The sequence below is a fragment of the Yinghuangia seranimata genome (genome assembly GCF_029953285.1).
In the GTDB taxonomy this organism is placed as follows: Bacteria; Actinomycetota; Actinomycetes; order Streptomycetales; family Streptomycetaceae; genus Yinghuangia; species Yinghuangia seranimata.
Genome location: NZ_JASAOI010000011.1, coordinates 1 through 24,089, shown reverse-complemented (window position 1 = coordinate 24,089; position 24,089 = coordinate 1). Strand labels below are relative to the sequence as shown.

23 protein-coding genes and 1 riboswitch are annotated in these 24,089 nt (G+C 70.4%); of the genes, 11 read left to right on the top strand and 12 right to left on the bottom strand.

Features of this window, described 5'->3' with window-relative positions; genetic code table 11:
• Nucleotides 1-283: 283 nt before the first annotated feature.
• The gene (locus tag QI554_RS08135; protein ID WP_281467497.1) at nucleotides 284-2,068 is read right to left on the bottom strand and encodes an NYN domain-containing protein; all 1,785 of its coding nucleotides are present in this window, start codon (nucleotides 2,066-2,068) and stop codon (nucleotides 284-286) included.
• A 263-nt stretch (nucleotides 2,069-2,331) separates the two neighbouring features.
• A complete protein-coding gene (locus QI554_RS08130) occupies nucleotides 2,332-2,589 on the bottom strand; it encodes a hypothetical protein (protein WP_281467495.1) in 258 nt (85 codons plus the stop codon).
• Between the two features lie 256 nt (nucleotides 2,590-2,845).
• Between QI554_RS08130 and QI554_RS08125 the strand changes: the two genes are divergently transcribed.
• Genes QI554_RS08125 through QI554_RS08115 form a run of 3 tightly spaced genes read left to right on the top strand, consistent with a single transcriptional unit; the run spans nucleotide 2,846 to nucleotide 4,732 of the window.
• Nucleotides 2,846-3,433: an exonuclease domain-containing protein gene (locus QI554_RS08125; RefSeq protein ID WP_281467492.1), complete on the top strand. Its 588-nt coding sequence runs from the start codon at nucleotides 2,846-2,848 to the stop codon at nucleotides 3,431-3,433.
• Between the two features lie 59 nt (nucleotides 3,434-3,492).
• The gene (locus QI554_RS08120; protein ID WP_281467490.1) at nucleotides 3,493-4,392 is read left to right on the top strand and encodes a rhomboid family intramembrane serine protease; all 900 of its coding nucleotides are present in this window, start codon (nucleotides 3,493-3,495) and stop codon (nucleotides 4,390-4,392) included.
• Nucleotides 4,393-4,444: 52 nt separating this feature from the next.
• Nucleotides 4,445-4,732 (top strand): Lrp/AsnC family transcriptional regulator, encoded by a 288-nt coding sequence (locus QI554_RS08115; protein WP_281467488.1) that lies wholly within the window; start codon nucleotides 4,445-4,447, stop codon nucleotides 4,730-4,732.
• Nucleotides 4,733-4,784: 52 nt separating this feature from the next.
• Here QI554_RS08115 and QI554_RS08110 read toward each other — a convergent pair whose 3' ends face one another.
• The 4 genes from QI554_RS08110 to QI554_RS08095 form a co-directional block, all read right to left on the bottom strand.
• Complete coding sequence (locus tag QI554_RS08110; protein ID WP_281467885.1) at nucleotides 4,785-6,152, bottom strand: aminotransferase class V-fold PLP-dependent enzyme; 1,368 nt, start codon at nucleotides 6,150-6,152, stop codon at nucleotides 4,785-4,787.
• A 97-nt stretch (nucleotides 6,153-6,249) separates the two neighbouring features.
• Nucleotides 6,250-6,365: riboswitch (SAM riboswitch) on the bottom strand.
• A 108-nt stretch (nucleotides 6,366-6,473) separates the two neighbouring features.
• Nucleotides 6,474-7,553, bottom strand: coding sequence for an anthranilate phosphoribosyltransferase (trpD, locus tag QI554_RS08105; protein WP_281467486.1), 1,080 nt, complete (start codon nucleotides 7,551-7,553; stop codon nucleotides 6,474-6,476).
• A gap of 142 nt (nucleotides 7,554-7,695) precedes the next feature.
• A complete protein-coding gene (locus QI554_RS08100; RefSeq protein WP_281467882.1) occupies nucleotides 7,696-8,118 on the bottom strand; it encodes a response regulator in 423 nt (140 codons plus the stop codon).
• A 189-nt stretch (nucleotides 8,119-8,307) separates the two neighbouring features.
• Nucleotides 8,308-8,715: a hypothetical protein gene (locus QI554_RS08095; RefSeq protein ID WP_281467484.1), complete on the bottom strand. Its 408-nt coding sequence runs from the start codon at nucleotides 8,713-8,715 to the stop codon at nucleotides 8,308-8,310.
• 348 nt (nucleotides 8,716-9,063) lie between these two features.
• On the opposite strand from QI554_RS08095, the gene ctaE reads away from it, so the two are divergent.
• The 6 genes from ctaE to QI554_RS08065 all read left to right on the top strand — a co-directional run bounded on the left by ctaE (nucleotide 9,064) and on the right by QI554_RS08065 (nucleotide 14,946).
• Nucleotides 9,064-9,684: an aa3-type cytochrome oxidase subunit III gene (gene ctaE / locus QI554_RS08090; RefSeq protein WP_281467482.1), complete on the top strand. Its 621-nt coding sequence runs from the start codon at nucleotides 9,064-9,066 to the stop codon at nucleotides 9,682-9,684.
• 51 nt (nucleotides 9,685-9,735) lie between these two features.
• Complete coding sequence (gene qcrC / locus QI554_RS08085) at nucleotides 9,736-10,539, top strand: cytochrome bc1 complex diheme cytochrome c subunit (protein WP_281467480.1); 804 nt, start codon at nucleotides 9,736-9,738, stop codon at nucleotides 10,537-10,539.
• A gap of 14 nt (nucleotides 10,540-10,553) precedes the next feature.
• On the top strand, nucleotides 10,554-11,594 hold the full coding sequence (gene qcrA, locus QI554_RS08080) for a cytochrome bc1 complex Rieske iron-sulfur subunit (RefSeq protein WP_281467478.1): 1,041 nt from the start codon (nucleotides 10,554-10,556) through the stop codon (nucleotides 11,592-11,594).
• The gene (gene qcrB / locus QI554_RS08075) at nucleotides 11,591-13,231 is read left to right on the top strand and encodes a cytochrome bc1 complex cytochrome b subunit (protein ID WP_425527942.1); all 1,641 of its coding nucleotides are present in this window, start codon (nucleotides 11,591-11,593) and stop codon (nucleotides 13,229-13,231) included. The genes qcrA and qcrB overlap by 4 nt, the downstream gene beginning before the upstream one ends.
• Nucleotides 13,232-13,399: 168 nt before the next feature.
• Nucleotides 13,400-13,990 carry a SigE family RNA polymerase sigma factor gene (locus tag QI554_RS08070; RefSeq protein WP_281467474.1) on the top strand — a complete coding sequence of 197 codons (591 nt, stop codon included), beginning with the start codon at nucleotides 13,400-13,402 and terminating at the stop codon, nucleotides 13,988-13,990.
• Nucleotides 13,987-14,946, top strand: a complete 960-nt coding sequence (locus QI554_RS08065) for a hypothetical protein (RefSeq protein ID WP_281467471.1) — start codon at nucleotides 13,987-13,989, stop codon at nucleotides 14,944-14,946. The genes QI554_RS08070 and QI554_RS08065 overlap by 4 nt, the downstream gene beginning before the upstream one ends.
• 85 nt (nucleotides 14,947-15,031) lie before the next feature.
• Here QI554_RS08065 and QI554_RS08060 read toward each other — a convergent pair whose 3' ends face one another.
• The 5 genes from QI554_RS08060 to ctaC form a co-directional block, all read right to left on the bottom strand.
• On the bottom strand, nucleotides 15,032-16,210 hold the full coding sequence (locus QI554_RS08060) for a L,D-transpeptidase (protein ID WP_281467469.1): 1,179 nt from the start codon (nucleotides 16,208-16,210) through the stop codon (nucleotides 15,032-15,034).
• 215 nt (nucleotides 16,211-16,425) lie between these two features.
• Nucleotides 16,426-17,706 (bottom strand): L,D-transpeptidase, encoded by a 1,281-nt coding sequence (locus QI554_RS08055; RefSeq protein WP_281467467.1) that lies wholly within the window; start codon nucleotides 17,704-17,706, stop codon nucleotides 16,426-16,428.
• 303 nt (nucleotides 17,707-18,009) lie between these two features.
• On the bottom strand, nucleotides 18,010-18,408 hold the full coding sequence (locus QI554_RS08050) for a cytochrome c oxidase subunit 4 (protein ID WP_281467465.1): 399 nt from the start codon (nucleotides 18,406-18,408) through the stop codon (nucleotides 18,010-18,012).
• Nucleotides 18,405-20,114 (bottom strand): aa3-type cytochrome oxidase subunit I, encoded by a 1,710-nt coding sequence (gene ctaD, locus QI554_RS08045; protein ID WP_281467463.1) that lies wholly within the window; start codon nucleotides 20,112-20,114, stop codon nucleotides 18,405-18,407. The genes QI554_RS08050 and ctaD overlap by 4 nt, the downstream gene beginning before the upstream one ends.
• Nucleotides 20,111-20,998 (bottom strand): aa3-type cytochrome oxidase subunit II, encoded by an 888-nt coding sequence (ctaC, locus tag QI554_RS08040; RefSeq protein WP_281467880.1) that lies wholly within the window; start codon nucleotides 20,996-20,998, stop codon nucleotides 20,111-20,113. The genes ctaD and ctaC overlap by 4 nt, the downstream gene beginning before the upstream one ends.
• Before the next feature lie 231 nt (nucleotides 20,999-21,229).
• Here ctaC and QI554_RS08035 point away from each other — a divergent pair, with 231 nt between their 5' ends.
• The gene (locus QI554_RS08035) at nucleotides 21,230-22,675 is read left to right on the top strand and encodes a cysteine desulfurase/sulfurtransferase TusA family protein (protein WP_281467462.1); all 1,446 of its coding nucleotides are present in this window, start codon (nucleotides 21,230-21,232) and stop codon (nucleotides 22,673-22,675) included.
• Nucleotides 22,676-22,689: 14 nt separating this feature from the next.
• Here the strand turns inward: QI554_RS08035 and QI554_RS08030 are convergent, their stop codons facing one another.
• Complete coding sequence (locus tag QI554_RS08030) at nucleotides 22,690-23,667, bottom strand: carbohydrate kinase family protein (protein WP_281467459.1); 978 nt, start codon at nucleotides 23,665-23,667, stop codon at nucleotides 22,690-22,692.
• 146 nt (nucleotides 23,668-23,813) lie between these two features.
• On the opposite strand from QI554_RS08030, the gene QI554_RS08025 reads away from it, so the two are divergent.
• A complete protein-coding gene (locus QI554_RS08025; protein ID WP_281467457.1) occupies nucleotides 23,814-24,029 on the top strand; it encodes a hypothetical protein in 216 nt (71 codons plus the stop codon).
• The last annotated feature ends 60 nt before the right edge of the window (nucleotides 24,030-24,089 follow it).

Below are 24,089 nucleotides of genomic sequence, written 5' to 3'. Positions count from 1 at the left end.
TTTTGCGGGGGATCCCCCGGCGTGTTCGGCGTGTCGGCACGGGGCCGGGACACCGGAATCGGAGAACCGTGGCGAATAACCAGAAAAGTCCGATTTTTCATCAAGAATGGCGGTGACCGCACAATCAGCACACGCCGGACCTCGGGCGCGGCACACACGGCAGCAGATCCGCATGGTCGTGCAACCCCTTCCGTGGGCGTTCCGTCGGGCTCACGGAAACCACGGTAGGGACGGGCACTGACACAACGTCACATGTCAACCACAGACGCCCGATCCGGGACGGTCAGCCCCGGGCCAGCCGACGCAGCAGCATCGACGACTGCACCGGACGCGCACCGGTCCGCCGCACCCCGTCCGCCACCTCGCGGTCGGACGAGACCACGATCACCGGACGCCCGGGCGGCTCGGCCCTGACCAGCCGGCGGATCAGCTCGTCGGCGGTCTCCCCCGCCTTGCTGAACCGCACCCGGACCCCGCGCGGCGGGGCCAGCAGCACCGGCGCGTCCAGGTTCGCGCCGTCGAACACACAGGTGATCTCGCAGCCGGTCTGCGCGGCGATGACCGCGAGCCCGCCCAGGAGCCGCACCCGCTGCTCCGACAACGCCAACGACGGATAGCCCGTCTTGGTCACGTTGTAGCCGTCGATCACCAGGTGCGCCTGCGGCAGCGACAGCAACTGGTCCAGGATCGCCGGGTCGTCGCCCTCGAGGGCGCGCTGCGCGATGTCCTTCGTGCCGGACGCCTCCGGCGCGACCGCGTCCACCATGTCCGCGGGCCGGATCCCGACCGGCGGCAGCGCCAGCTCGCGGCGCAGCCCCTGCGCGGCCTCCAGCACCGTGTCCAGCAGCAGCCGGACGCGCGTGTCCTCCATGCTGCGGCCCTCGCGCGCCGCGCGCTTGCTCGCCTCCAACGCCGACTCGACCTCGGCGACCCGGCCGCGCAGCCGGCGGGTCTCCTTGTCGGCCGCCGCGATCGCCGCCTGCGCCTCGGCGCGCACCGTCGCCAACTCGGCCTGGGCGCGCTTGGCCTCCTTCTCCGCGTGCTTCGCGCCGCCCTGCAGCCCGCGGACCTGCCGGCGCAGTTGCTCGGCCTCCTTGCGGGCCTCCTCGAGCTCGGCGCGCAGCTTGTCGTGCTCGGCCTTGGTCGAGGCGCGCAGACCGCCGAGCTCCGACTCGAGCCGGTCCACCACGGCGGCGGCCTCGGCCCCGGCCCGGTCCTGGGCCGCCTTCTCCGCGGCCCGGCCGGCGGTGTCCAGCAGGGTCGTCCACCCGCGCGGGCGCAGCAGGTAGGCGGCGGCGGCCACGTCCAGCGGGTCCGCCGCGGCGGGCGTCCGCCCGCTCTCCAACGCCGCCGCCAGGTCCGGCAGCCCCCGGCGCAGCCGCTCCGCTATGCGCTGCCGGAACACCGGGTCGTTCTCCAGCACCCCGGCCAGCGGCGTCGCCGCGAGCTTGGCCCGGCGGGACGGGGTGAAGCGGGCGAACTGCCGTAGCGGGACCGGGATCTCATCCACCGTCATGGCGCCGAGCCCGTCCGCCGCGAGCGCGATGACCCGCTGCCGCACGCCGTCGGGGAGCGGCCCCTTGAAGACCTCGGGTTCGGCGCCCTCCGACCCGGACGCGCCGGCGGGCGCTGCACGGCGCTCCCGGCCCGCGCCGTCGCCCTGCGGCCCGGCGCCGTCGGGCGTGCCGGAGTCCGCCGGCTTTCCGCCGTCCGCGGCCTTGTCGCCTTCGGACGCGCCGCCGTGCGCCTGGCCGCCGTTCGCCTGGCCGCCGTTCGCTGAGGGGGCGTCAGAGGCGGGGCGTTGCTCCTCGGCGGATTCCCGTTCGCTCTCGGGTCGGCCGTCCGCGGGCCCGCCGGACGCACCGGACGGACCCGACGCGCCGGATGCACCGGATGCAGGGGTGCCGTTGACCGACACGTGGCCGAAGGCCGGGGCCGCGGTGCCCGTGGCGGGCCACGCCGACGGGGTCGGCTTCGACGGCGCGGCGGGCCACGTCGGGTCGGTGGCGGACGTGGCGGGGTCGCGGGCGAGGTGGCCCGGTTCCGCGCGTGTGTCCGACTCGCCCACTGGTCCTCCGGTTCGTCTCCGCCCGGTCTCCCCGCCCCGGGCCGGCTTGTGTGTGCTCCTGATCATGGCCTGCCCGCCGCGAGGGGTGGACACGCCTCCCCGCGCCGATGCCGAACCGATGCACAAGTACGGGACGGACAGGTCAGGCTCGCCAGAGTGCCGTGCCTCGGCGGTCTACGCCACCCAAAACCGCCATATCCGCGCGAGCCCGCCTACCGGTGACCGAGGTCGCCCCGCTCCCCGCCCCGTCCTTGTGCGCGTCGTCAGCCGGACGTCTCGCCGGTGTCCTCGGCGTCCGGGCGCGGGACCAGCTGCACCGAGTCGGACGCGTTGCACCAGCGGCAGCGGACCGACTCGATGGTGTCCTCGAGCACCTCACGCTCGTCGACCCGGGACTCGCCCGAGAGGTCGAAGTGGACGAACTCCTTGGCGCGCGTGGTCCGCGTCACGTCGAACCGCGTCAGGTTGCCGCACAGCGAGCAGCGCCAGCGGGTCGCCTCGGTGGGTGCCGGTACCGACATGCACGTTCCTCTCTCGGACTTCGCCTCAGGGTGCGCGCCATCCCGTCGGGAGGGGGCGCCCGCGCCCGTGTCAGGGCGGATCCGTACCGTCCGTTGCATGAGCAGTCAGGTGCCCGGCCCTTCGGTGCCACAGCCCGTTACGCATATCGGGTCGCGTGGCGCGGCTCCGCCGTCGACCGGCGTACCCGCGCGGGACAGTACCGTTCCGGCGCTCGCGGCGCGAAACGCGTCCGCCCGGTGGGACCGCGGCGCGTCGTTGGACGACGAGGTGTTCGTGGTGGTGGACCTGGAGACGACGGGCCTGTCGCCGGAGACGGACCGGATCACGGAGATCGCCGCGGTGCGGCTGCGCGGCACGGATGTTCTGGGCGAGTTCGCGACGCTGGTCGCGCCGGGAGTGCCGGTTCCCGCGTTCATCACAGCGCTGACGGGGATTTCGGACGCGATGGTGGCGGACGCCCCGCCGCTGCGCGATGTCCTGCCCGCGTTCCGCGACTTCGCGCGGGACGCGGTGCTGGTCGCGCACAACGCGCCGTTCGACATCGGCTTCCTGCGCGCGGCGTGCGCGGGCTGCGGTGAGCCGTGGCCGCACCTGGTCGTGGTGGACACATTGGCGCTGGCCCGCGCCCTGGTGTCGCGGGGCGAGGTCAGCGACTACAAACTCGCCACGCTGGCACGCGCGTTCGAGGCACCGGCCCCGTCGACGCACCGTGCGGTGGCGGACGCCCGCGCGACCGCGCACATCCTGCGCGCCCTCATCGCGCGCCTGCGTCGCGCGGGCGTGCACGATCTGTCGGGGCTGCTTCAATGCACCGGCCATCCGAGTGAACCTGAGGCGGTCTGACCCCGATCGGCCCACCCGCTTGCCCCGCAACATACCGGACATGACATGACGATAAGGACATGCTCATTCCGGTGCACGACCACAATCCGGTTCGCCGGACGCCGGTGGTCACGTACGCCCTGATCGTGCTCAACGTCGTGATCTTCCTCGTGAGCCCGCTCTCCGGCTTCGGCGGCAACGGATACAGCAGTCCCGAGGCGCGCGTGTGCGCGGAGAACCGCTACTACTACGAGTACGGCGCCGTCCCGCGCGAACTGGTCGGCGGCGGCCCCATCGTCGCCCCTCCGGCGGTCGTGTCGACCGACCGCGGACCGGTGCACTGCCGCGTCAAACCGGACAAGGACAAGATCCCGGCGCTCTCCGTGCTCTTCGCGATGTTCATGCACGGCGGCTGGATGCACCTGATCGGCAACATGCTCTACCTCTATGTCTTCGGCAACAACGTCGAGGACCGCATGGGCCACGGGCATTTCGCGCTGTTCTACCTGGCCGCGGGCTATCTGGCCACGTACGGCTTCGCGCTGCTCAACCCCGGTTCGGTACAGCCGCTCGTCGGCGCGTCCGGCGCGATCGCGGCGGTGCTGGGCGCGTACCTGTACCTGTATCCGAAGGCGCGCGTGACGAGCCTGGTGCCGCTGCTGCTGTTCCTCCCGCTGCGCTTCCCGGCGTGGGCGGTGCTGGGCTTCTACTTCGTGCTGCAGTGGCTGTACTTCCAGGGCCTGGGCGTGAGCGGCGACGCCAATGTCGCCTACTCGGCGCACCTCGTGGGCTTCGCGGCCGGGTTCGTGTACGCGTGGGCGCTCTACCGGGGCCGTCCCGTGCCCTACCCCGACGGCAGCCGTGCGAGGGAGCCGCTCCAGCGCGTCGAGCCGCACGTGCACACGCTGCCGCCGGCACCGGTCATCCCGCCGCCCGCGACGCTGCCCCCGCGCACGCCACCGTCGGCCCCACCCCCGTGACCGGCGCGGGATAGGCTCGTCCCCTCGCTCCCAGCCATGAGAGGCCGCCGCTGTGATCACCGCCATCGTGCACGTCAAGGCAGCCGTCGACCGCATCCCGGAGATCGCCGAGGCGATCACCGCGATCGACGCGGTCAGCGAGGTGTACTCGGTGACCGGCGAGTTCGACCTGGTGGCGATGGTGCGGGTGCGCGAGCACGACGAGTTGGCCGACGTGATCCCCGGCCGGCTCAACAAGGTCCCGGGCGTGATCCACACGGAGACGCACATCGCGTTCCGCACCTACTCCAAGCACGACCTGGAGGCGGCGTTCGCGATCGGCCTCGACGACGGCATCTGACGTCCGCGTCCGACGTCGGCTCAGGGCCCGCACGCGGCGGGCCCGGCCCCGCTCAGCGCAGCCCCGCCAACGCGGCCGGGCCGCGCGGGTCGGACTCGGGCACGCAACGCCCGCCGTCGGTGCGGTAGGTCCACTGTGCGCCGCGCGCGACCAGTTCGCGCACCGCGGCGACGAACCGGTCGATGTGCTCGTCGGGCGTGCCGACACCGAAACTGACCCGGATCGCGTTGAGGTTCTGCTCCCCCGCGGGCGCGTCCGGCGCCCCGCACTCGGTCGGAGCGTCGTCCCTGCCCCCGAGCAGCCGCCGCACGAGCGGGTGCGCGCAGAACAGCCCGTCCCGCACGCCGATGCCGTACTCCGCGGACAGCGCCGCGGCGAACCGCGAGCTGTTCCAGCCGTCGACGACGAACGACACGACGGAGACCCGCTCCGAGTCGGGGCCGAACAGGTCGAGCGTGCGCACCTGCGGGATCTCCGCGAGGCCGGTCCGCAGCCGGCTCAGCAGCGCGTTCTCGCGGGCCGCGAGCGCGTCGGGCCCGGCCTCGGTGAGCGCGCGGCAGGCGGACGCGATGGCGTAGGCGCCGATGACGTTGGGCGAACCGGCCTCGTGCCGCGCCGGGCCGCCGTTCCACTCGACGCCGTCGCCCGTCACGCTCTTGCTGGCGCCGCCGCCCGCGAGGTACGGCTCCGCGGCGCCGAGCCAGTCGGCGCGCCCGGCCAGCACACCGGCGCCGAACGGCGCGTACAGCTTGTGCCCGGAGAAGGCGATCCAGTCGACGTCGAGCCCGGTGAGCGACACGGGGTGGTGCGGCGCGAGCTGCGCGGCGTCGAGCACGATGCGCGCGCCGTGCCGGTGCGCGGTGGCGGCGAGTTCGCGGACCGGGAACAGCTCGCCGGTGACGTTGGAGGCGCCGGTGACGCAGACGAGGCGCGGCCCGTCGGCGGGTGCGGCGGCGAGCGCGGCGTCCAGGGCGGCGACCGCGGCGGCGGGGCTGTCGGGCGCGGGCAGCTGCGTGACGTCGGCGGTACGCCGCCAGGGCAGCAGCGCGGCGTGGTGCTCGGTCTCGAAGACGAACACCGCGGTGCCGGCCGGGAGCGCGGCGGCGAGCAGGTTGAGGGAGTCGGTGGTGCCGCGGGTGAACAGCACGAGGTCGTCTTCGCGCGCGCCGACGTACTCGGCGACGGTCCTGCGGCTGGCCTCGTACAGGTCGGTGGACAGCTGCGAGAGGTAGCCGGCGCCGCGGTGCACGCTGCCGTAGTAGGGCAGGTAGGCGGAGACGTCGTCCCACACCCGCTGGAGACACGGGGCGCTGGCGGCGTAGTCGAGGGCCGCGTACTCGACGTCGCCGCCGGTGACGAGCGGGACGCGGACGTCGCCGCCGACCACGGCGAGCGGGCCGTCCGGGTGGGCGGCGGACACCGCAGAAACGGACGAAAGCGACGAATCGGCGAAAGCGACAGCGGTCAAGGCGACGGTCCTCCAGGGACAGGGACCCCGGATGCCGTGGCGAAGGTGAGGTCCGCGCTTGCCGGAGCACCTGTTGGGTCCGGCCTGGTCATCACCCGGGGCACCCCACCGCGGAGGAGGGTTGCCGGACAGCAAGCCGGGGCCTGAACGCTGTCACTCGTGACCTGGAAGGAATTATTACCGCACGGCCGCGCGTCTCTCAACACGGATATTCGGCGTCTCAGGAAACGAGACGCCGACGTCCCCTCTGCCGAGACGCGCGGCCGCGTGCGGTCAGCCGAACGAGCGCGTGGTCTCGACCCAGCGCTCCAGCACCGCCTGCGCCTTGCCGGAGTCGATCGCGTCCGCCGCCCGCGCGATGCCGGCCGCGAGCTGGTCCGCCAGCGGGCCCTCGCCGGGGCCCAGCGCCACCAGCGCGGCCGCCGAGTTCAGCAGGACGGCGTCGCGCACCGCGCCGCGCTCGCCGGCCAGCAGCCGCCGCGCGACCTCGGCGTTGTACGCCGCGTCGCCGCCGCGCAGCGCTTCGATCGGCTGCTGCTCGATGCCGAAGTCCCGCGGGTCGACGCGGTCTTCGCGGACCTCGCCGTCGCGCACCACCCACACCTTCGAAGTGGTGGTGATGGTCAGCTCGTCGAGCCCGTCGTCGCCGCGGAAGACCAGCGCGGACGTGCCGCGCCGGGCCAGCACGCCGGCCATCAGCGGCGCCATCCGCGCGTCCGCGACGCCGATCGCGGTGTGCGGCGCGCGCGCCGGGTTGGTGAGTGGGCCGAGGATGTTGAACGTGGTCTGCACGCCCAGCTCGCGGCGGGCCTGCGCGGCGTGCCGCAGCGCGGGGTGGAAGCGCTGCGCGAAGCACAGCGTCACCCCGGCCTCGACCGCGGTGCGCACCACCTGTTCGGGCGTCAGGTCCAGCGAGACGCCGAGCGCCTCCAGGACGTCGGCCGCACCGCTCGCGGACGACGCCGCGCGGTTGCCGTGCTTGACCACGGTGGCGCCGGTACCGGCCACCACCATCGCGGACATCGTGGAGATGTTGACGGTGCGGGCCCGGTCGCCACCGGTGCCGACGATGTCGACGATCGGCCCGGGCACCTCGATGGTGACCGCGTGCGAGTACATGGCGTCGACCAGACCGGTGACCTCTTCGACCGTCTCGCCCTTGGCGCGCAGCGCGACCACGAAGGCGGCGATCTGCACCGGAGTGGCCTCACCGGTCATGATGCGGTCCATCGCCCACGCGGTGGTGGACGCGTCGAGGTCATCCCCGCGCATCAGTGCCGTCAGGACGTCGGGCCAGGACCGGCCCTGCCCGGGGTTGGTGCTGTCCACCGCTGCCGAGGCCGAGGCACTCATAGGTCCGCTCCCGCGTGACGTGTCCGATCAGGTCGGACTCAGCGTAGCCGCGGCGAGCAAACGGATTCCCGTCCGTCCGAGGGATGGGCAGCCCGGGAAACCGAGCCGCCACCCCGACGGCGGACAGCAACAAAGAGGAACGTCAGGCCACCGGCGCGTGGGCCGCGCGGCGCCGCAGCAGCCCCGCCGCGGAGGCGGCGAGGGCGACCGGGTCGAGCGGGTGGGAGACCACCGCGTCGGCGCGGCACCACGTGGCGAGCCACGCGTCCTGCGGCCGGCCGACGAGCACCAGCACCGGCGGGCACTCGTAGATCTCGTCCTTGAGCTGCCGGCACACGCCCATGCCGCCGGCCGGGGTCGCCTCGCCGTCCAGGATCACCAGGTCGATCCGGGCGCTCTGGCGGTCCAGGCGGTCGACGACCGCGGGCTCGGTCGCGCACTCGATGTACTCGATGCGCGGCAGGTCCGCGGCGGGCCGCCGCCCGAGCGCCAGCGTGACCTTCTGACGGGTGTTGCGGTCATCGCTGTACACGAGGACGGTCATGGTGTCGCCGCTGTGCGCCATTGCCACCTGTCCAAGGTCGTCCGGGCCGCCGGTCGCGGAGCCCGCTTGTGATCCGCGTAACAACATCGCGGATGCTACCCCTCTTGGCGGGGGTCCGACATACCAGACGATCACACCGGCGGGGTGAACCGGGGTGGAACGGCGGCCCGGAACGCGCGCGGACAGCGGGGGACGCCCGCCGCAGAGGGTTCAGGGGCGCCCGAGCAGCCGCCAGCCCTCGGCGTCGCCGCCGAGCCGCTGCGCGAGCCCGGCCATGCGGGTCCGTTCGCGGGCCAGTTCGAGCGCGGTGACCTCTTGTACGCGGTCGGCGTGCGTGACGCCGTCCGGTCCGGCCGCGACCGTCCAGCCGTCGGGCGCGAGCAGCCGGGCGGCCTCGTCGGCGGCCGCCGCGTCCGGAAGCCGCAGGACATGACGCAGGATCAGCCGGCGCCCCTCGACCGGCCGGCCGGCCGCCGCGAGCTCGGCGAGCACCGCCGAGTCGGCGCGCGCCGGGTCGAAGCTCTCGCCGAGCACGACGAGCGAGCCGTCGTCGACGAGCGGCGCCTCGGGCTCGGGACGGGCGCGGCGGAACAGGCGGCTGATGCCCGACATGACCATGCCGCGACGGTACCGGGCCGCCGCCGCGGCGCCGTACCGTCCCTCGTTCGGGCGAAGCGGGCCGGGTGCCCCGGGAGATTCACTCGAACGCGTAGCGCGTACCGCCGCTAAAGCCACGGACAATTCCGCGGCGGCACTCGGGGAAGGCTCCTGATCCGGTCGGGGAATTCCCCCTGTACCCCCTTGGACCTGTGCGTCTTCACCTGAAACGCCGTCAGAGCGGCGGACCGCGCAAGGCCTTGCCAACCTCGTTCGGCCGAATCCGGGGAGTCGGGAACACCACCCGGGCTTAGACACGTTCACCGAAGGATGCCCCCCGAAGCGCGGCCCGATCCGGCGACCGCAATAATGGCGGCCGTGGCGACAGCAACTGCAGTAGAAACCGGGCATGCACCCCATGGGGCGGTCGACCGTCCCAACTTGGTCAGCATCGGCACGATCGTCTGGTTGGCGTCGGAGCTGATGTTCTTCGCGGCCCTCTTCGCGATGTACTTCACGATCCGATCGGTCCAAGGACCCGAGGTATGGGATCAGAGCACCGAGCTCTTGAACGTCCCGTTCTCCTCGGTGAACACCACAGTGCTGGTGCTCTCCTCCGCGACCTGCCAGCTGGGCGTCTTCGCGGCCGAACGCGGCGACGTCAAGAAGCTGCGCATGTGGTTCGTGATCACGTTCATCATGGGCGCGATCTTCATCGGTGGTCAGGTGTACGAGTACACCGAGCTGGTCAAGGAAGGCCTGACGCTCTCGTCGCGGGCCTACGGCTCGGTCTTCTACATGACCACCGGCTTCCACGGCATGCACGTGACGGGCGGGCTCATCGCCTTCCTGTTCGTGCTCGGGCGGACCTACGCGGCCAAGCGCTTCACCCACGAGCAGGCCACGAGCGCGATCGTCGTCTCGTACTACTGGCACTTCGTCGACGTGGTGTGGATCGGGCTTTTCGCCACGATCTACCTCATCAAGTAGCGCCTAGCCGGTCCCACTCGACAAGAACGACGAAACCAACCGAGGTTTTTGGTGAAGAAGCTCTCCGCACGACGGCGCCACCCCCTGGCGGCGATCGTCGTCCTACTCTTCGCGCTCGCGGCGACCGGGGGGCTGTACGCCGCGTTTGCGCCCGCCAAGTCGGCCCAGGCCGAAGACGCGCCGTCCTCCCTTGCCGTCGAAGAGGGCAAGAAGCTGTTCCTGAGCGGCTGTTCCTCCTGCCACGGCCAGGCCGGCCAGGGCACGAGCGACGGCCCGTCGCTGATCGGCGTCGGTGCCGCAGCGGTCGACTTCCAGGTCATGACCGGCCGTATGCCGATGCAGCAGCAGGGCCCGCAGGCGCCCCGCAAGCCCACCGCCTACACGCAGGCGCAGGCCGACCAGATCGCGGCGTTCGTCGCGTCCCTCGGGGCCGGCCCGTCCGTGCCGAACCGGGACGAGTACGCGCTCAACGGGAACATCCAGGAAGGCGGCGAGCTCTTCCGGACGAACTGCTCGCAGTGCCACAACTTCTCCGGTGAGGGCGGCGCGCTGCCCGAGGGCAAGTTCGCCCCGCCGCTGAAGGACGTCGACCCGAAGCACATCTACGAGGCCATGCTGACCGGCCCGCAGAACATGCCGTCGTTCCCGGACGCGATCATGCCGCCCGAGCAGAAGAAGAACATCGTCACCTACATCACCGGTGTGACGAAGGACGAGCCGAACCCGGGCGGTCTCGGTCTGGGCCGCCTCGGCCCGGTGTCCGAGGGCCTCTTCGTGTGGACCATCGGGCTGGGCCTGGTGATCGCTGTCACCATCTGGATCGCCGCCCGTACCCCCAAGGCCAGGACCAAGTGAGTAGCCACCAGGACATGTCAGAAGAGAAGCTGCCGGAGCCGCACTCTCCGGCCGGGGCTCTCGACCCGTTCGCCGACCCCGGACTGCCGGCCCACGAGCCGCGCGTCACCGACATCGACGAGAAGGCCGCCCGGCGCGCCGAACGTCAGGTGTCCCTGCTGTTCGTGATCTCGATGCTCGCGACGATCGGCTTCATCGCGTCGTACGTGAGCATCGACAAGTACAAGATCATCGACATCTTCTTCTTCGGGAAGATCGGCGCGCTCAACCTGGCGTTGGGCTGCACCCTCGGTGTCGCGCTGTTCTGCATCGGTGCGGGCGCGATCCACTGGGCCCGCACGCTGATGACGGACGAGGAGATCGTCCAGGAGCGGCACGAGTTCAAGTCGGACCCCGCGGACCGCGAGGGCGCGATCCGCGAGTTCCAGCGCGGTGCCGCCGAGTCCGGCTTCGGCCGCCGCTCGATGATCCGCCGCACGATGATCGGCGCGATGGCGCTGGTCCCGCTGTCCGGCGTGGTGCTGCTGCGTGACCTCGGCCCGCTGCCGAGCGTCGCGCTGCGCCACACGTGGTGGGGCAAGAACGGCAAGAACGGCCGCACGCTCATCATCAACGAGAACACGAACAAGCCGCTGCGCCCCGAGCACATCGTCAAGGGTTCGCTCGTGATGGCCAAGCCCGAGGGCCTGAACGTCGACAACCACGACTACCTCGAGGAGATCGGCAAGGCGGCGATCCTCCTCATCCGCCTCGAGCCGGACGAGATCAAGTCCAAGAAGCAGCTCGAGTGGTCGTACAACGGTGTCGTGGCGTACTCGAAGATCTGCACCCACGTGGGCTGCCCGATCGGCCTGTACGAGCAGCAGACGCACCACCTGCTGTGCCCGTGCCACCAGTCGACCTTCGACCTGGCCGATGACGGTGCCGTGGTGTTCGGCCCGGCGGCGCGCTCGCTGCCGCAGCTGAAGATCACGGTGAACGAGAAGACCGGCTTCCTCGAGGCCATCGGCGACTTCGCCGAGCCGGTCGGACCGAGCTTCTGGGAGCGTGGCTGATGGCATCGACGCACGCGGACTCCGCGGCGACCGGGCCGATCCCGGACAACGCCGCCACCAAGACCGCCGACTACTTCGACGAGCGCCTGGGCTTCTACGGCGTCGCGAAGAAGAACCTGCGCAAGGTCTTCCCCGACCACTGGTCGTTCATGCTCGGTGAAGTTGCGCTCTACAGCTTCATCATCATCCTGCTGACCGGCGTCTGGCTGACGCTGTTCTTCAAGCCGAGCATGGAAGAGGTCGTCTACTCCGGCTCGTACGTGCCGCTGCAGGGCATCCACATGTCCGAGGCGTACGCGTCGACGCTGGACATCAGCTTCGACATCCGCGGTGGTCTGGCGATAAGGCAGATCCACCACTGGGCGGCGCTGATCTTCGTCTCCTCGCTGTTCGTCCACATGTTCCGCATCTTCTTCACGGGTGCGTTCCGCAAGCCGCGCGAGATGAACTGGCTGTTCGGGTTCCTCCTGCTCGTGCTCGCGATGGTCAACGGCTTCACCGGCTACTCGCTGCCCGACGACCTGCTGTCCGGCACCGGTCTGCGCATCGCGGAAGGCGTCGTCCTCGCGATCCCGCTGGTCGGCACCTACCTGCAGTTCTTCCTGTTCGGCGGGCAGTTCCCGGGGCACGACATCGTGCCGCGCCTGTTCACGATCCACGTGCTGCTGGTCCCGGCGATCATGGTCGCCCTGGTGACCGTCCACCTGGCGCTGGTCTTCTACCAGAAGCACACGCAGTGGCCGGGCGCCGGCAAGACCGAGAAGAACGTCGTGGGCCTGCCGCTGCTGCCGGTCTACACCGCGAAGGCGGGCGGCTTCTTCTTCATCGTGTTCGGCATCACCGCGCTGCTGGGCGGCCTGGTCCAGATCAACCCGATCTGGTCGTACGGCCCCTACACGCCGGACCAGATCACGGCGGGTTCACAACCCGACTGGTACATCGGCTTCCTCGAAGGCTCCCTGCGCATCATGCCGAACTGGGAGACCAACCTGTGGGGCCACACGATCAGCTGGAACGTCCTGATCCCGTCGCTGGTCGTGCCGGGCGTGATGTTCACGTTCATCGCCGCCTACCCCTGGCTCGAGGCCTGGGTCACCGGTGACAAGCGCGAGCACCACATCCTGGACCGCCCGCGCAACGTCCCGGTCCGCACCGGCTTCGGCGCCGCGTGGATCGCGATGTACCTGGTGCTGTGGATCGCCGGTGGCAACGACATCATCGCGACCCACTTCCACCTGTCGATCAACTCGATCACGTGGACGATGCGCGTGCTGTTCTTCGTCGCCCCGGTGCTCGCCTTCGTGGTGGCCCGCCGGATCGCGATGGCGCTGCAGCGCCGCGACCGCGACAAGGTGCTGCACGGTCGCGAGACCGGCATCATCAAGAAGCTCCCGCACGGCGAGTTCATCGAGATCCACGAGCCGCTGGACGCCGAGAAGCTGCACGTCCTCACCGCGCACGAGCAGCCCGCGCCGGCCGAGCTGCCGCCCGCCGTCGACGAGAACGGCGTCGCGCGCAAGCTCAAGCCGGGCCAGAAGCTCCGGGTCCGCCTGTCGAAGTTCTACTTCGCCGAGCAGATCGAGAAGCCGACGGCCGAGGAGTTCAAGGAGATCACCAGCGGCCACGGTCACCACTGACCTGAACCGCACCCCAAGCTGACGCCACATCAGCGAACGCAGGGCCCCGCCGGATTCGTCCGGCGGGGCCCTCCGCGTTTTCCCGCGTGGACCGGTAACACCGCCGCCCCGCCCGGCGTGCACAAGACGTCGACACGCACACATCACCGATCGGGGACAGGCCACAGCATGAGGGAGCAGCAGGAAGACGGGCGTCCCGAGGGGATACCCCGAGGGGACGACGCGAAGGCGGAGTTCGACGCGTTCTACGCCGCGACGGCGCGCCGCATGGTCGCCGCGGTGTACGCGCTGACCGGCAGCTTGTCGGACGCGGAGGACGCGGTCCAGGAGGCGTACGCCAGGGCCTGGATCCGCTGGGGCCGGGTCACCGCGGGCGGCGATCCCGCCGCGTGGGTCCGGGTCGTCGCGCAGCGCATGGCGGTGAGTTCGTGGCGCAAGGCGAGAAACCGCCTGCTGGCCCACAGACGCTCCGAACGCTCCGACGCGGTACCCGAACTCGGACCCGACCACGTCGCCCTCGTGGCGGCCCTCCAGCGCCTCCCCAAGGACCAGCGGCGGACCGTCGTCCTGTTCCACGTCTACGACCTGCCCGCCGAGACCGTGGCCCGCGAACTGGGCTGCTCCACCGGCGCGGTACGGACCCGGCTGCACCGGGCCCGGCAGGCCCTCGCAGAGCTGTTGGCCGACCCGGCGGAGACCGAGGCCTCCTCCGCCCCTTCAGCGACCAGTTTCCGTACTCCTGGAGGAGTCACCTCATGACCGACGATCTCGACCGCCTGCTCAAAGGCCTCGCCGACGACATAGAACCGGCCGTCCGGATCGGCCGGGCCGACGACGCCCGCGCCCGAGGCCGCCGCATCACCACCCGCCGGAAGGTGACGGCCGCCGCCGCGGCTGTCGCCGCGGTAGCCGTCATCGCCTCGACCATCGCGGTCCTCGGCAGCCCGGACGGCTCCGCCCAGCGGGCGTCCACCGCGTCCGGCAGCCCGACGGTTTCGGTGTCGCCGTCGGTTCCGGGCGCACTGCCGACGCTGCCGGAGCCGAAGATGTCGTGCACACCCCGACCCGACGGCAGCAGGCCCTGCGACTTCCGCGAGCCCGATCCCGTGAAGCTCCCGCTTTCCCCGCGTGTGCTCGGACTGGCGGACCTGCCGAAGCTCGACGGCGCGACGTGGACCCAGGCCCCGGACGCCGCGGGTTCTGTGGTCACCCGCGCGGACACGCTGAACGGGACCGGGAGCGGGACGTTCCTCCCGCGCTTCGCCACGCCTTTCGTGAACCGGCTCCACCCCGACATCAAGACGGCGGAGACGCTCGACCTTCCAGGGGACACGTCGGTCCTGAGCACGGTGTACCACTTCTCCGAGGCCGCGGGCGGCGGGCACTTCGTCGAGAAGATCGTCCCCGTCGCGTCGGAGGAGGAGGCCAAGGCCGCGATGGCGAAGTTCGCCGCCTCCCTGCTCGCGAACAAGGGGCTCGCGGACGCCGGGAACATGAACGGTGCTCAGGTCACCAAGATCTCCGTGACGGACACGGTGCAGGTCTGGGGGGTTCGCTGGACCGACCCCTGGTACAACGAGGTCGTCGCGTTCGGCCGCTCGGGGAACACCATCGTCACCTTCTTCTACCAGCAGAGCCACGGCGACCTGATCACATCCGGGCTGACACCCGAGTTCTTCCAGAGCGCCGTCACACGCGCGGCAAGCGTGCAGTAGCCCGTCCCCGCACGCGTGAGTCCGAGGCCCCCCGCCCGGCCGAAGTCCCCCTTCCGGCCGGGTGTGGGGCCTCACTCGTCGTCGATCAGACCGGCTTCGCCGCCGTGACCGCGCCCGCGGCGCTGTCCTTCAGCCACTCGTCCCACGAGAGGTTCCACTCGCCGTAGCCGTTGCCGATCGGCTCCATGGTCTTGCTGCTGTCGGTGTTGATGACGTTGACCACGTCCCCGACGGTGACCACGCCGTAGTACCACTGCGCGTTCTCGGTGCTCATCCCGACGCAGCCGTGGCTGACGTTGGCGACGCCCTGGGAGCCCACGGACCACGGCGCGGCGTGCAGGTACTCGCCGCTCCATGTCACCCGGGTGGCCCAGTAGACGTCGAGCCGGTAGGCATCGGAACTGCCCTCGGCGATACCCACGGTGGTGCCGTCCATCAGGACGTGCTCCTCCTTGCCGAGGATCACCTTGGTACCCGACCGCGTCGTGAAGCCCGGCTTGCCGGTGGTGACCGGCACCGTGCGCAGGAGCTCGCCGTTGCGGGTGACGGTCATCTGGTGGGCGGCGGAGTCCACGGTGGTCATGACCGCGGGGCCGATCACGAAGTCCGAGACGCCGCCGCCGGTTCCGCCGTACGCGCCGTCCCCCATCGGCAGCCCGTACAGGTCGGTGGCGACGCTGACCTTGGTGCCGGTGGGCCAGTAGTCCTTGGGGCGGAAGCGCACGGTCTTGTCGTCGACCCAGCCCCACGCGCCCTCGACCGGGGTCGAGGAGGTCAGCCGCAGCCGCCGCTCGACCGCGGCGCGTACCGCGACGTCCTTGACGGCGTGGTCGAACTCGACCGAGACGGGCATCCCCACGCCGACCGTGGCGCCCTTCTCGGGGGTCACCTTCTCGGCGCTGACGATGGTCGCGGGCGTGAGGGTGGTGAAGGTCTCGCTGGTGCTCGTCGTGAGCCCGTAGACGTCCACGGCGGACGCCTTGAGGGTGTACTTGGTGCCGTACCTGAGCGGCTTGTCGGTGTACCACGACGCGCCGCCGGGGCTCATCCTCCCGGACGCGGTGCTGCCGTCGCCGGCGACGAGCACGACCTCGGCGAGCTTGCCGCCGCCGGAGCCGACCGTGACGACGCTTTCCGGGGCGACCGCGTCGTTCCCGTCCTGCGGGGTCATGACGAACCGCGCGCTGCTGACGGTGGGCCTTGCCGCACCGCCCGAGTCCTCGCCGCACGCGCCGAGGATCACCATCGCAGCGAAGGCGAACACGGCGGGGCGCAGAGCGCCTTGGCGGCCTGGGGAAACCGATATGCGACGCACCCGGCACCTCCCGGATCAGGGTGGACGATCTTGGACCTGCTGGTCCAGTCTCATCCGGGTGATCCGGAACGGCCGCCGGGTGCGTCCATTCGAGAACAAAAATCACACTAATGCGTGCGCGTCGCGCCGCTCGGACGCCGGGTTCGAACGCTAGGCCGCGGCACTCACTGGGCGGGCGCCGCCGACGCACCCGAGCCGGACAGCGCGCTGCCCTTCACCCAGGTGTCCCAGTCCAGGCTCCAGCCGCCGTACCCGTTGCCGGCCTTGACCTTCTTCTCGCTCCCGTTGACGATCTCGACGACGTCGCCGGTGTGCACCATGTTGAAGAACGTCCCGGCGTTGGTCGTGCTCATGCCGATGCAGCCGTGGCTTCCGTTGACCTTGCCGAACTTGCCGTCGTTCCACGGCGCGGCGTGCACGTAGGTGCCGGACGTGGTCAGGTGCACGGCGTAGCGCACGTTCTTCATGTTGTACGCGTCGCCGAGGCCCACGGTCTCGGAGTTCATGTCGATGCCGTCGACCTTGTCCAGGACCACCATGGTGCCGGTCCAGGTCGGGTTGTCCGCGCTGCCGGCGGAGATGGGCAGCGTGTCGACGACCTCGCCGTTCTTCTTGATGGTCATCTGCTTGGAGGTCAGGTCCGCCGTGGCGACCAGCGAGTCGCTGACGGTGAAGGAGCCCGACCGGTTCTGGGTGCCGTAGGTGCCGTCCGCCGACTTCACGCCGGACAGGTCGGCCTTCCAGGTCACCTTGGTGCCGGGCTTCCAGTACTCCTTGGGCCGGAAGTCGACGCGGTCGCTGCCGTCGTAGTCGGTGATCCACGACCACGAGCCCTCGACGGCCGGCTCGGCGGTGACGCTGAGGTGCTTCTCGACCGCCGCCTTGTCCTTGACGGACTTGTTGAACTTGAGCGAGATGATCGTGCCGACGCCGAGCTTGTCGCCGTCGTCGGAGTCCGGCCGGTACGAGTACTCGTAGGTCTTGCCCGCGGACACCGTGGTGAAGCTGCTGTTGGTGCTGACCTCGGCGCCTTCGGCGTTGGCCGCCTTCGCGGCCACCGTGTACTTGGTGCCGTTGGCGAGCGCGGTCTTCGGGGTCCACTTGGCGCCGTCGGACGACGTGGCGCCCTCGACGGCCTTGCCCTTGTCGTCGGTGACCGTCACCGAGGTGACCTTGCCGCCGGTCACGGCGACCGACAGCGTGCCCTCGGTCTCCACCGACTTGGCGCCGTCAGCGGGCTGTACCGCCAGGACGGCCGGTGCGCCGCCGCCCTTGTTCTTGCCGCCCCCGCCGGCCGGGTCGGCGGATATGCCGTTGCCCGTGGGCTTGGGGTCGGACTTTCCACCCCCGGAGGAACACGCCGTCAGTAGTGCCAGGGGCACCACGAGCAGTCCTGCGGTCAGCCTGGCGGCCCCCGTACGCGATGCTCCAGATATGCGGGGCACGCGAATCCCTCCCTCTTCCGCTTACGCAGTCCTGCTGCGAACCGTATGCGCTGTGCATGACGCCCCCTCAGCGCGCGGGGGTTCCGGATTTCGGAGACAGTCACACAACGGTGACAACTCCGGGGATCCGGACCCTGATCGGCCGCGTCACTCACCCTGATCACGACCGATAAGTCCAACAATGACGCGAATGCACGAGGCCGGCCACCCGTTCGGGTGGCCGGCCTCGCGGCATCGTGCAGGTTGTGCTGCGGTCCGTTCGCTACCGGCGCGCGGACCGCGCGGTGACTCCGGACGCCGGGGTCACTGGTTCTGGTTCTCGCCCCGGTAGTACTCGAAGACCCAGAAGAACAGGGCGACGACGACGAGCGGGGCCGCGAAGTAGCACAGCCACCAGCCGAAGATGATGCCCAGGAACATCAGACCGCCACCGCACGCGAGCATCAGCGGGGACCAGCTGTGCGGGCTGAAGAAGCCCAGCTCGCCCGCGTCGTCCGCGATGTCGCCCTCTTCGTTGTCCGACGGCATCAGGTCGCTGCGCCGCGCGGTGAACCAGAGGTAGTAGCCGATCATGATCGACAGACCGAAGGCCAGGGCCAGCGCCGTGGTTCCGGTCGGGTCCTCGGAGAGGACCCAGTAGATGATGGTCACCGGCAGCAGGAAGATCGCCACCAGCGTCATCAGCGCTCCGGTGAACTTCACCGCTCACCGTCCTTGCCCGCCGTGACGGCGTGCTTGTCGTCACCGAGGTAGTCCAGCGCGGCGATCTCCGGGTGGTGCAGGTCGAACGCCGGGGATTCCGAGCGGATGCGCGGCATCGAGGTGAAGTTGTGCCGCGGCGGCGGGCAGGAGGTCGCCCACTCGAGCGAGCGGCCGTAGCCCCACGGGTCGTCGACGGTGACCTTCTTGCCGTACTTGTGCGTCTTCCACACGTTGTAGATGAACGGCAGGATCGACAGGCCCAGCAGGAACGAGCCGATCGTCGACACCATGTTCAGCGTGGTGAAGCCGTCCGAGGCGAGGTAGTCGGCGTAGCGGCGGGGCATGCCCTCCGCGCCGAGCCAGTGCTGCACCAGGAACGTCGTGTGGAAGCCGGTGAACAGCGTCCAGAAGGTGATCTTGCCGAGCCGCTCGTCGAGCATCTTGCCGGTGAACTTCGGCCACCAGAAGTGGAAGCCGGCGAACATCGCGAAGACGACCGTGCCGAAGACGACGTAGTGGAAGTGCGCCACCACGAAGTACGAGTCGGACACGTGGAAGTCGAGCGGCGGCGAGGCCAGGATGACGCCGGTCAGACCGCCGAACACGAACGTGACGAGGAAGCCGACCGTCCACAGCATCGGCGTCTCGAAGGAGAGCGAGCCGCGCCACATGGTGCCGATCCAGTTGAAGAACTTCACACCGGTGGGCACCGCGATCAGGAACGTCATGAACGAGAAGAACGGCAGCATCACCGAGCCGGTCACGAACATGTGGTGCGCCCACACGGTGACCGAGAGGCCCGCGATCGCGATGGTCGCGCCGATCAGGCCCTTGTAGCCGAACATCGGCTTGCGGGCGAAGACCGGGATGACCTCGGAGACGATGCCGAAGAACGGCAGCGCGATGATGTACACCTCTGGATGGCCGAAGAACCAGAAGAGGTGTTGCCACAGGATCGGTCCGCCGTTGGCCGGATCGAAGATGTGTGTGCCGAACTTGCGGTCGGCCTCCAGCGCGAAGAGCGCGGCGGCGAGGACCGGGAACGCCAGCAGGACCAGGATCGAGGTCAGCAGGACGTTCCAGCAGAAGATCGACATCCGGAACATCGTCAGGCCGGGCGCCCGCATCGCGATGATCGTCGTGATGAAGTTGACCGCACCGAGGATGGTGCCGAAGCCGGACATCGCCAGGCCCATGATCCACATGTCGGCGCCCACACCCGGCGAGCGGACCGAGTCCGACAGCGGCGAGTACGCGAACCAGCCGAAGTCGGCGGCACCCTGCGGGGTGATGAAGCCGGCGACCGCGATGATCGAGCCGAACAGGTAGAGCCAGTAGGCGAACATGTTCAGCCGCGGGAACGCCACGTCGGGCGCGCCGATCTGCAGCGGCATGATCCAGTTCGTGAAACCGGCGAACAGCGGCGTCGCGAACATCAGCAGCATGATCGTGCCGTGCATCGTGAACGCCTGGTTGAACTGCTCGTTCGACATGATCTGCGTACCCGGACGGGCCAGCTCGGCGCGCATGAAGAGCGCCAGGATGCCGCCGATGCAGAAGAAGACGAACGAGGTGATGAGGTACAGGCTGCCGATGGTCTTGTGGTCAGTGGTGGTCATCCACTTGACGACGGCGTTGCCGGGAGCCTTGCGACGCACCCCCGACGCGCCCGCGGCCACGCTCTGTGGCTCGTTGAGGATCGTCACTTTTCACTTCCCGGAGTGTGCTCCACCGTGGCGGGCATGTTGACCGTGCTGCGAACGCCCCCGGTGTTGCCGATTGCCTTCAGCTCCGCGAGGTGCCTCTGGTACTCCTCGGGGGTGACGATCTTCACCTTGAAGAGCATGCGGGAATGGTCCGCGCCGCACAGCTCCGCGCACCTGCCGTCGTACTCGCCCAGAACCTGGGGCGTGATCTCGAACTTGTTGGTCTTGCCGGGGATGATGTCCTGCTTGTAGAGGAACGCCGGCACCCAGAACGAGTGGATCACGTCGGGCGAGTTCAGCAGGAACTGCACCTTCTGGCCCTGAGGCAGCCAAAGCGTCGGCATCCTGGCGGGCGTGCCGGACTCGTAGACCGGACCGGCCGAGTTCAGCGCGCCGTCCTTGTAGTTGAACGCCCAGTTCCACTGGTAGCCGACGACCTCGATGACGTTGACCGAGGCGAAAGCCGGGTCCGTCTTCGGGGTGGTCGCCTGAAGCTTGGTCTCGTCGCGCGCGGTGAAGTAGAAGAAGACCGCGATGATGATGCCGGGGATAACCGTGTACAGAACCTCGAGAGGGAGGTTGTACCGGGTCTGCGGCGGGATCTCCTGCTTCGTTCGACTGCGCCGGTGGAACACGACGCTCCACAGGATGAGCCCCCACACCACAGCGCCGACGATGAGTGCTGCAATCCAGGAGCCCTGCCAGAGGGCGAGTACGCGGTGCCCCTGCTCGGTGGCAGGAGACGGCAGACCCAGTCTGGGCAGATCCTTGGAGTCGACGGAGCAGCCGGTGGCGGTCGCGGTGACGAGGCCCAGAGCCAGCAGCTGCGGCACCCTGCGCCGCATCCAGCGCCGCGGCGAGCGGTCGGAGCCGTAGGGACTCACGTAGCGCCTTCCCGATGTCTCGCCCATAACGTCGGTCTGAGGGGGAACTTCGCCCCCCGCTTGTCCGTCGCACAGGCAGGTTTGGATGTTTCTGCGGGGCAACCCTACTGGAGCGGTATTCGGGTCGCGCGCCGAGGTCCGGTGTGGCGGAGAGAAGGAATGTGACGCGCCGTCCGATCGAGTGAAACCGCCGGTTCTCCACCGCCGCTCACAGCGGACTACCGTCCCCTTATGGCGTACTTCGACGCGGCCTCCGCGGAGCCCCTGCACCCCGCCGCACGCGCGGCTTTCCTCAGTGCTTTGGAGGAGGGCTGGGCGGATCCCGCGCGGCAGTACCACGACGGCCGCCGCGCCCGCCTGTTGCTCGACGCCGCACGTGAGACGGTCGCGACGGTGCTCGGGGCGCGCCCGGACGAGGTGGCGTTCACCGGGTCGGGCACCCAGGCGGCGCAACTGGCACTGCTCGGAACGGTGGACGCGCGCCGCCGGGTCGGCCGGCACGTCGTGGTGAGCGCGGTCGAGCACTCGTCCGTCCTGCACGCCGCCGAACTCCACGAGGCCCACGGCGGGGAAATCACCCGGACGGTGGTGGACCGATCGGGCCGGATCGACCTCGACGCGCTCGCGGCCGATCTGCGGGACGACACCGCGGCGGTCGCGCTGCAGAGCGCCAACCATGAAGTGGGAACGCTCCAGCCCGTCGCCGAGGCGGCCGAACTGTGCGCCGCGCGCGGCGTTCCGCTCGTCGTCGACGCGGCGCAGTCGGTCGGCCGGGTGCCGGTCCCGGACGGCTGGTCGGCGCTCGCCGCGAGCGCGCACAAGTGGGGCGGGCCGGCCGGCGTCGGCGTGCTCGTGGTGCGCAAGGGCACCCGCTACCGCTCGCCGCTGCCGTACGACGAGCGCGAGTCGCGGCGCGTGCCCGGATTCGTGAACGTGCCGGCGATCGTGGCGGCAGCGGTCGCGCTGGGCGCGGTGGCCACCGGCGACGACGAGGAGAACCGCCGGCTGTCCGGGCTGGTCGACCGGATCCGCGCGCGGGTCCCCGAGGTGGTTCCCGACGTCGAGGTGGTGGGCGACCCCGTCCGCCGGCTCCCCCACGTGGTGACCTTCTCGTGCCTGTACGTCGACGGCGAGGCGCTGCTCACCGCGCTCGACCGGGCCGGCTTCGCCGTGTCGTCGGGCTCCTCGTGCACGTCCTCGACGCTGACACCCAGTCATGTGCTGGCGGCCATGGGCGTGTTGACGCAGGGCAACGTGCGCGTGTCGCTGCCGCAGGGCACCCCCGCGGCGGAGGTCGACCGGTTCCTCGCGGTGCTGCCGGGGATCGTCGCGGACCTGCGCGCGGTGACGGGGACGGGGAGGGCTGCCGGGGCCGAGCAGGCCGCCGCGCCCGCGCCCGAGGCCGTCGCGGAGGACAAGCCGGACGACGAGGCGGCCGGCCCCGCGGAACCCCCCGCCCTGGTCGTCGACGCGCTCGGCCGCCGCTGCCCCATCCCGGTCATCGAACTGGCCAAGCGCATCGGCGAGGTGCCGCACGGCGCGGTGGTCGCGGTGCTGTCCGACGACGAGGCCGCGCGGCTCGACGTCCCGGCCTGGTGCGACATGACCGGCAACGCGTACCTCGGGGAGACGCCGAACGAGGCAGGCGGGACCGCCTACCTCGTCCGGCGTGCGTGATCAGACGCTTCTGATCAGACCTTCAGGTGCGCGCCGACCTCGTCGGCCGCCTCGTGCCCGTACGCCTTGGCGAAGCGCTCCAGGAACGGGTCGCGGCGCAGCACGTACTCCTGGGTGCCGACCGTCTCGATGACCAGCGTCGCGAGCATGCAGCCGACCTGCGCCGAGCGCTCCAGGCCGATGCCCCACGACAGACCCGCCAGGAAGCCGGCCCGGAAGGCGTCGCCGACGCCCGTCGGGTCGGCCTTCCTGCGCTCCTCGGGGCAGGCGACGACGATCGGCTCATCGTCGCGCCGGTCGATGCGCACGCCGCGCGGGCCGAGCGTGGTGACGCGGATGCCGACCCGGTCCAGGATCTCCTCCGCGGACCAGCCGGTCTTCTCCTCGATGAGGGCGGCCTCGTACTCGTTGGTGAACAGGTACGCGGCACCGTCGACCAGGCTGCGGATGTCGTACTTGCCCATGCGCGCGAGCTGCTGCGAGGGGTCGGCGGCGAACGTGTAGCCGCGCTCGCGGCACTCCTCGCTGTGCCGCAGCATCGCCTCGGGGTCGTTCGCGGCGATGACCACCAGGTCGATGCCACCGGTCCGCTCGACGACCGGGCGCAGTTCGATCTCGCGGGCCTCGCTCATCGCGCCGGTGTAGAAGGACGCGATCTGGTTGTGGTCCTCGTCCGTGGTGCAGAGGAACCGCGCCGTGTGATGCGTCTCGGAGATGTGCACCGAATGGGTGTCGACGCGGTGCCGGTCGAGCCAGGAGCGGTAGTCGGTGAAGTCCGCGCCCGCCGCGCCCACCAGGATCGGGTTGAGACCGAGGCAGCCCATGCCGAAGCAGATGTTCGGGGCGCAGCCGCCACGCCTTATGTCGAGCGTGTCGACGAGGAAGGACAGCGAGACGCGGTGCAGCTCTTCCGGGAGGAGCTGGTCGGCGAAGCGGCCGGGGAACGTCATCAGGTGGTCGGTCGCGATGGACCCCGTTACGGCGATGCGCACGGTGTGGGCTCCTGGTGAGGGATCTGGGTGCCGCCGGAAGGCAGGCCAGCCCACGGTACCGGGAGCCCGGAAAACTACCAATGAGTAGAGGGTGTGGTCACGCTGCGTGCGTTTTAGGCTGGGAGCCCCGCTTCAAGGAGTCCCGAATGCCCGATCCCGTCCGTTCCTACCTGCCGCCGAAGGCCGAGCCCGAGTCGCTCGCCCAGCTGCGCGGCGACTGTGCGCGGATCGACGTGTCGTGGACCACGCCGCACACCACGAAGCCGCTGCCCACCGCGCCGTTCTCGCTGACCGCGCCCGCCGTGCACGTGCCGGCGCGCGGGGCGGAGCTGGTCGCGGGGCTCGCGGAGTTCGGCGACTGACGGCCGCATCCCTCGAATCACCGGAATCACCCGAAGCACCCGGGAACGACACCGCGGCGG

Excerpts from the sequence above, each read along its gene's own strand:
- QI554_RS08035 (WP_281467462.1), top strand. The coding sequence starts at position 21,230 with ATGGCGTACTTCGACGCGGCCTCCGCGGAGCCCCTGCACCCCGCCGCA.
- QI554_RS08025 (WP_281467457.1), top strand. The coding sequence starts at position 23,814 with ATGCCCGATCCCGTCCGTTCCTACCTGCCGCCGAAGGCCGAGCCCGAG.
- qcrA (WP_281467478.1), top strand. The coding sequence starts at position 10,554 with ATGTCAGAAGAGAAGCTGCCGGAGCCGCACTCTCCGGCCGGGGCTCTC.
- QI554_RS08070 (WP_281467474.1), top strand. The coding sequence starts at position 13,400 with ATGAGGGAGCAGCAGGAAGACGGGCGTCCCGAGGGGATACCCCGAGGG.
- trpD (WP_281467486.1), bottom strand. The coding sequence starts at position 7,553 with ATGAGTGCCTCGGCCTCGGCAGCGGTGGACAGCACCAACCCCGGGCAG.
- QI554_RS08100 (WP_281467882.1), bottom strand. The coding sequence starts at position 8,118 with ATGGCGCACAGCGGCGACACCATGACCGTCCTCGTGTACAGCGATGAC.
- QI554_RS08095 (WP_281467484.1), bottom strand. The coding sequence starts at position 8,715 with ATGGTCATGTCGGGCATCAGCCGCCTGTTCCGCCGCGCCCGTCCCGAG.
- QI554_RS08130 (WP_281467495.1), bottom strand. The coding sequence starts at position 2,589 with ATGTCGGTACCGGCACCCACCGAGGCGACCCGCTGGCGCTGCTCGCTG.
- QI554_RS08120 (WP_281467490.1), top strand. The coding sequence starts at position 3,493 with ATGCTCATTCCGGTGCACGACCACAATCCGGTTCGCCGGACGCCGGTG.
- ctaE (WP_281467482.1), top strand. The coding sequence starts at position 9,064 with ATGGCGGCCGTGGCGACAGCAACTGCAGTAGAAACCGGGCATGCACCC.
- QI554_RS08065 (WP_281467471.1), top strand. The coding sequence starts at position 13,987 with ATGACCGACGATCTCGACCGCCTGCTCAAAGGCCTCGCCGACGACATA.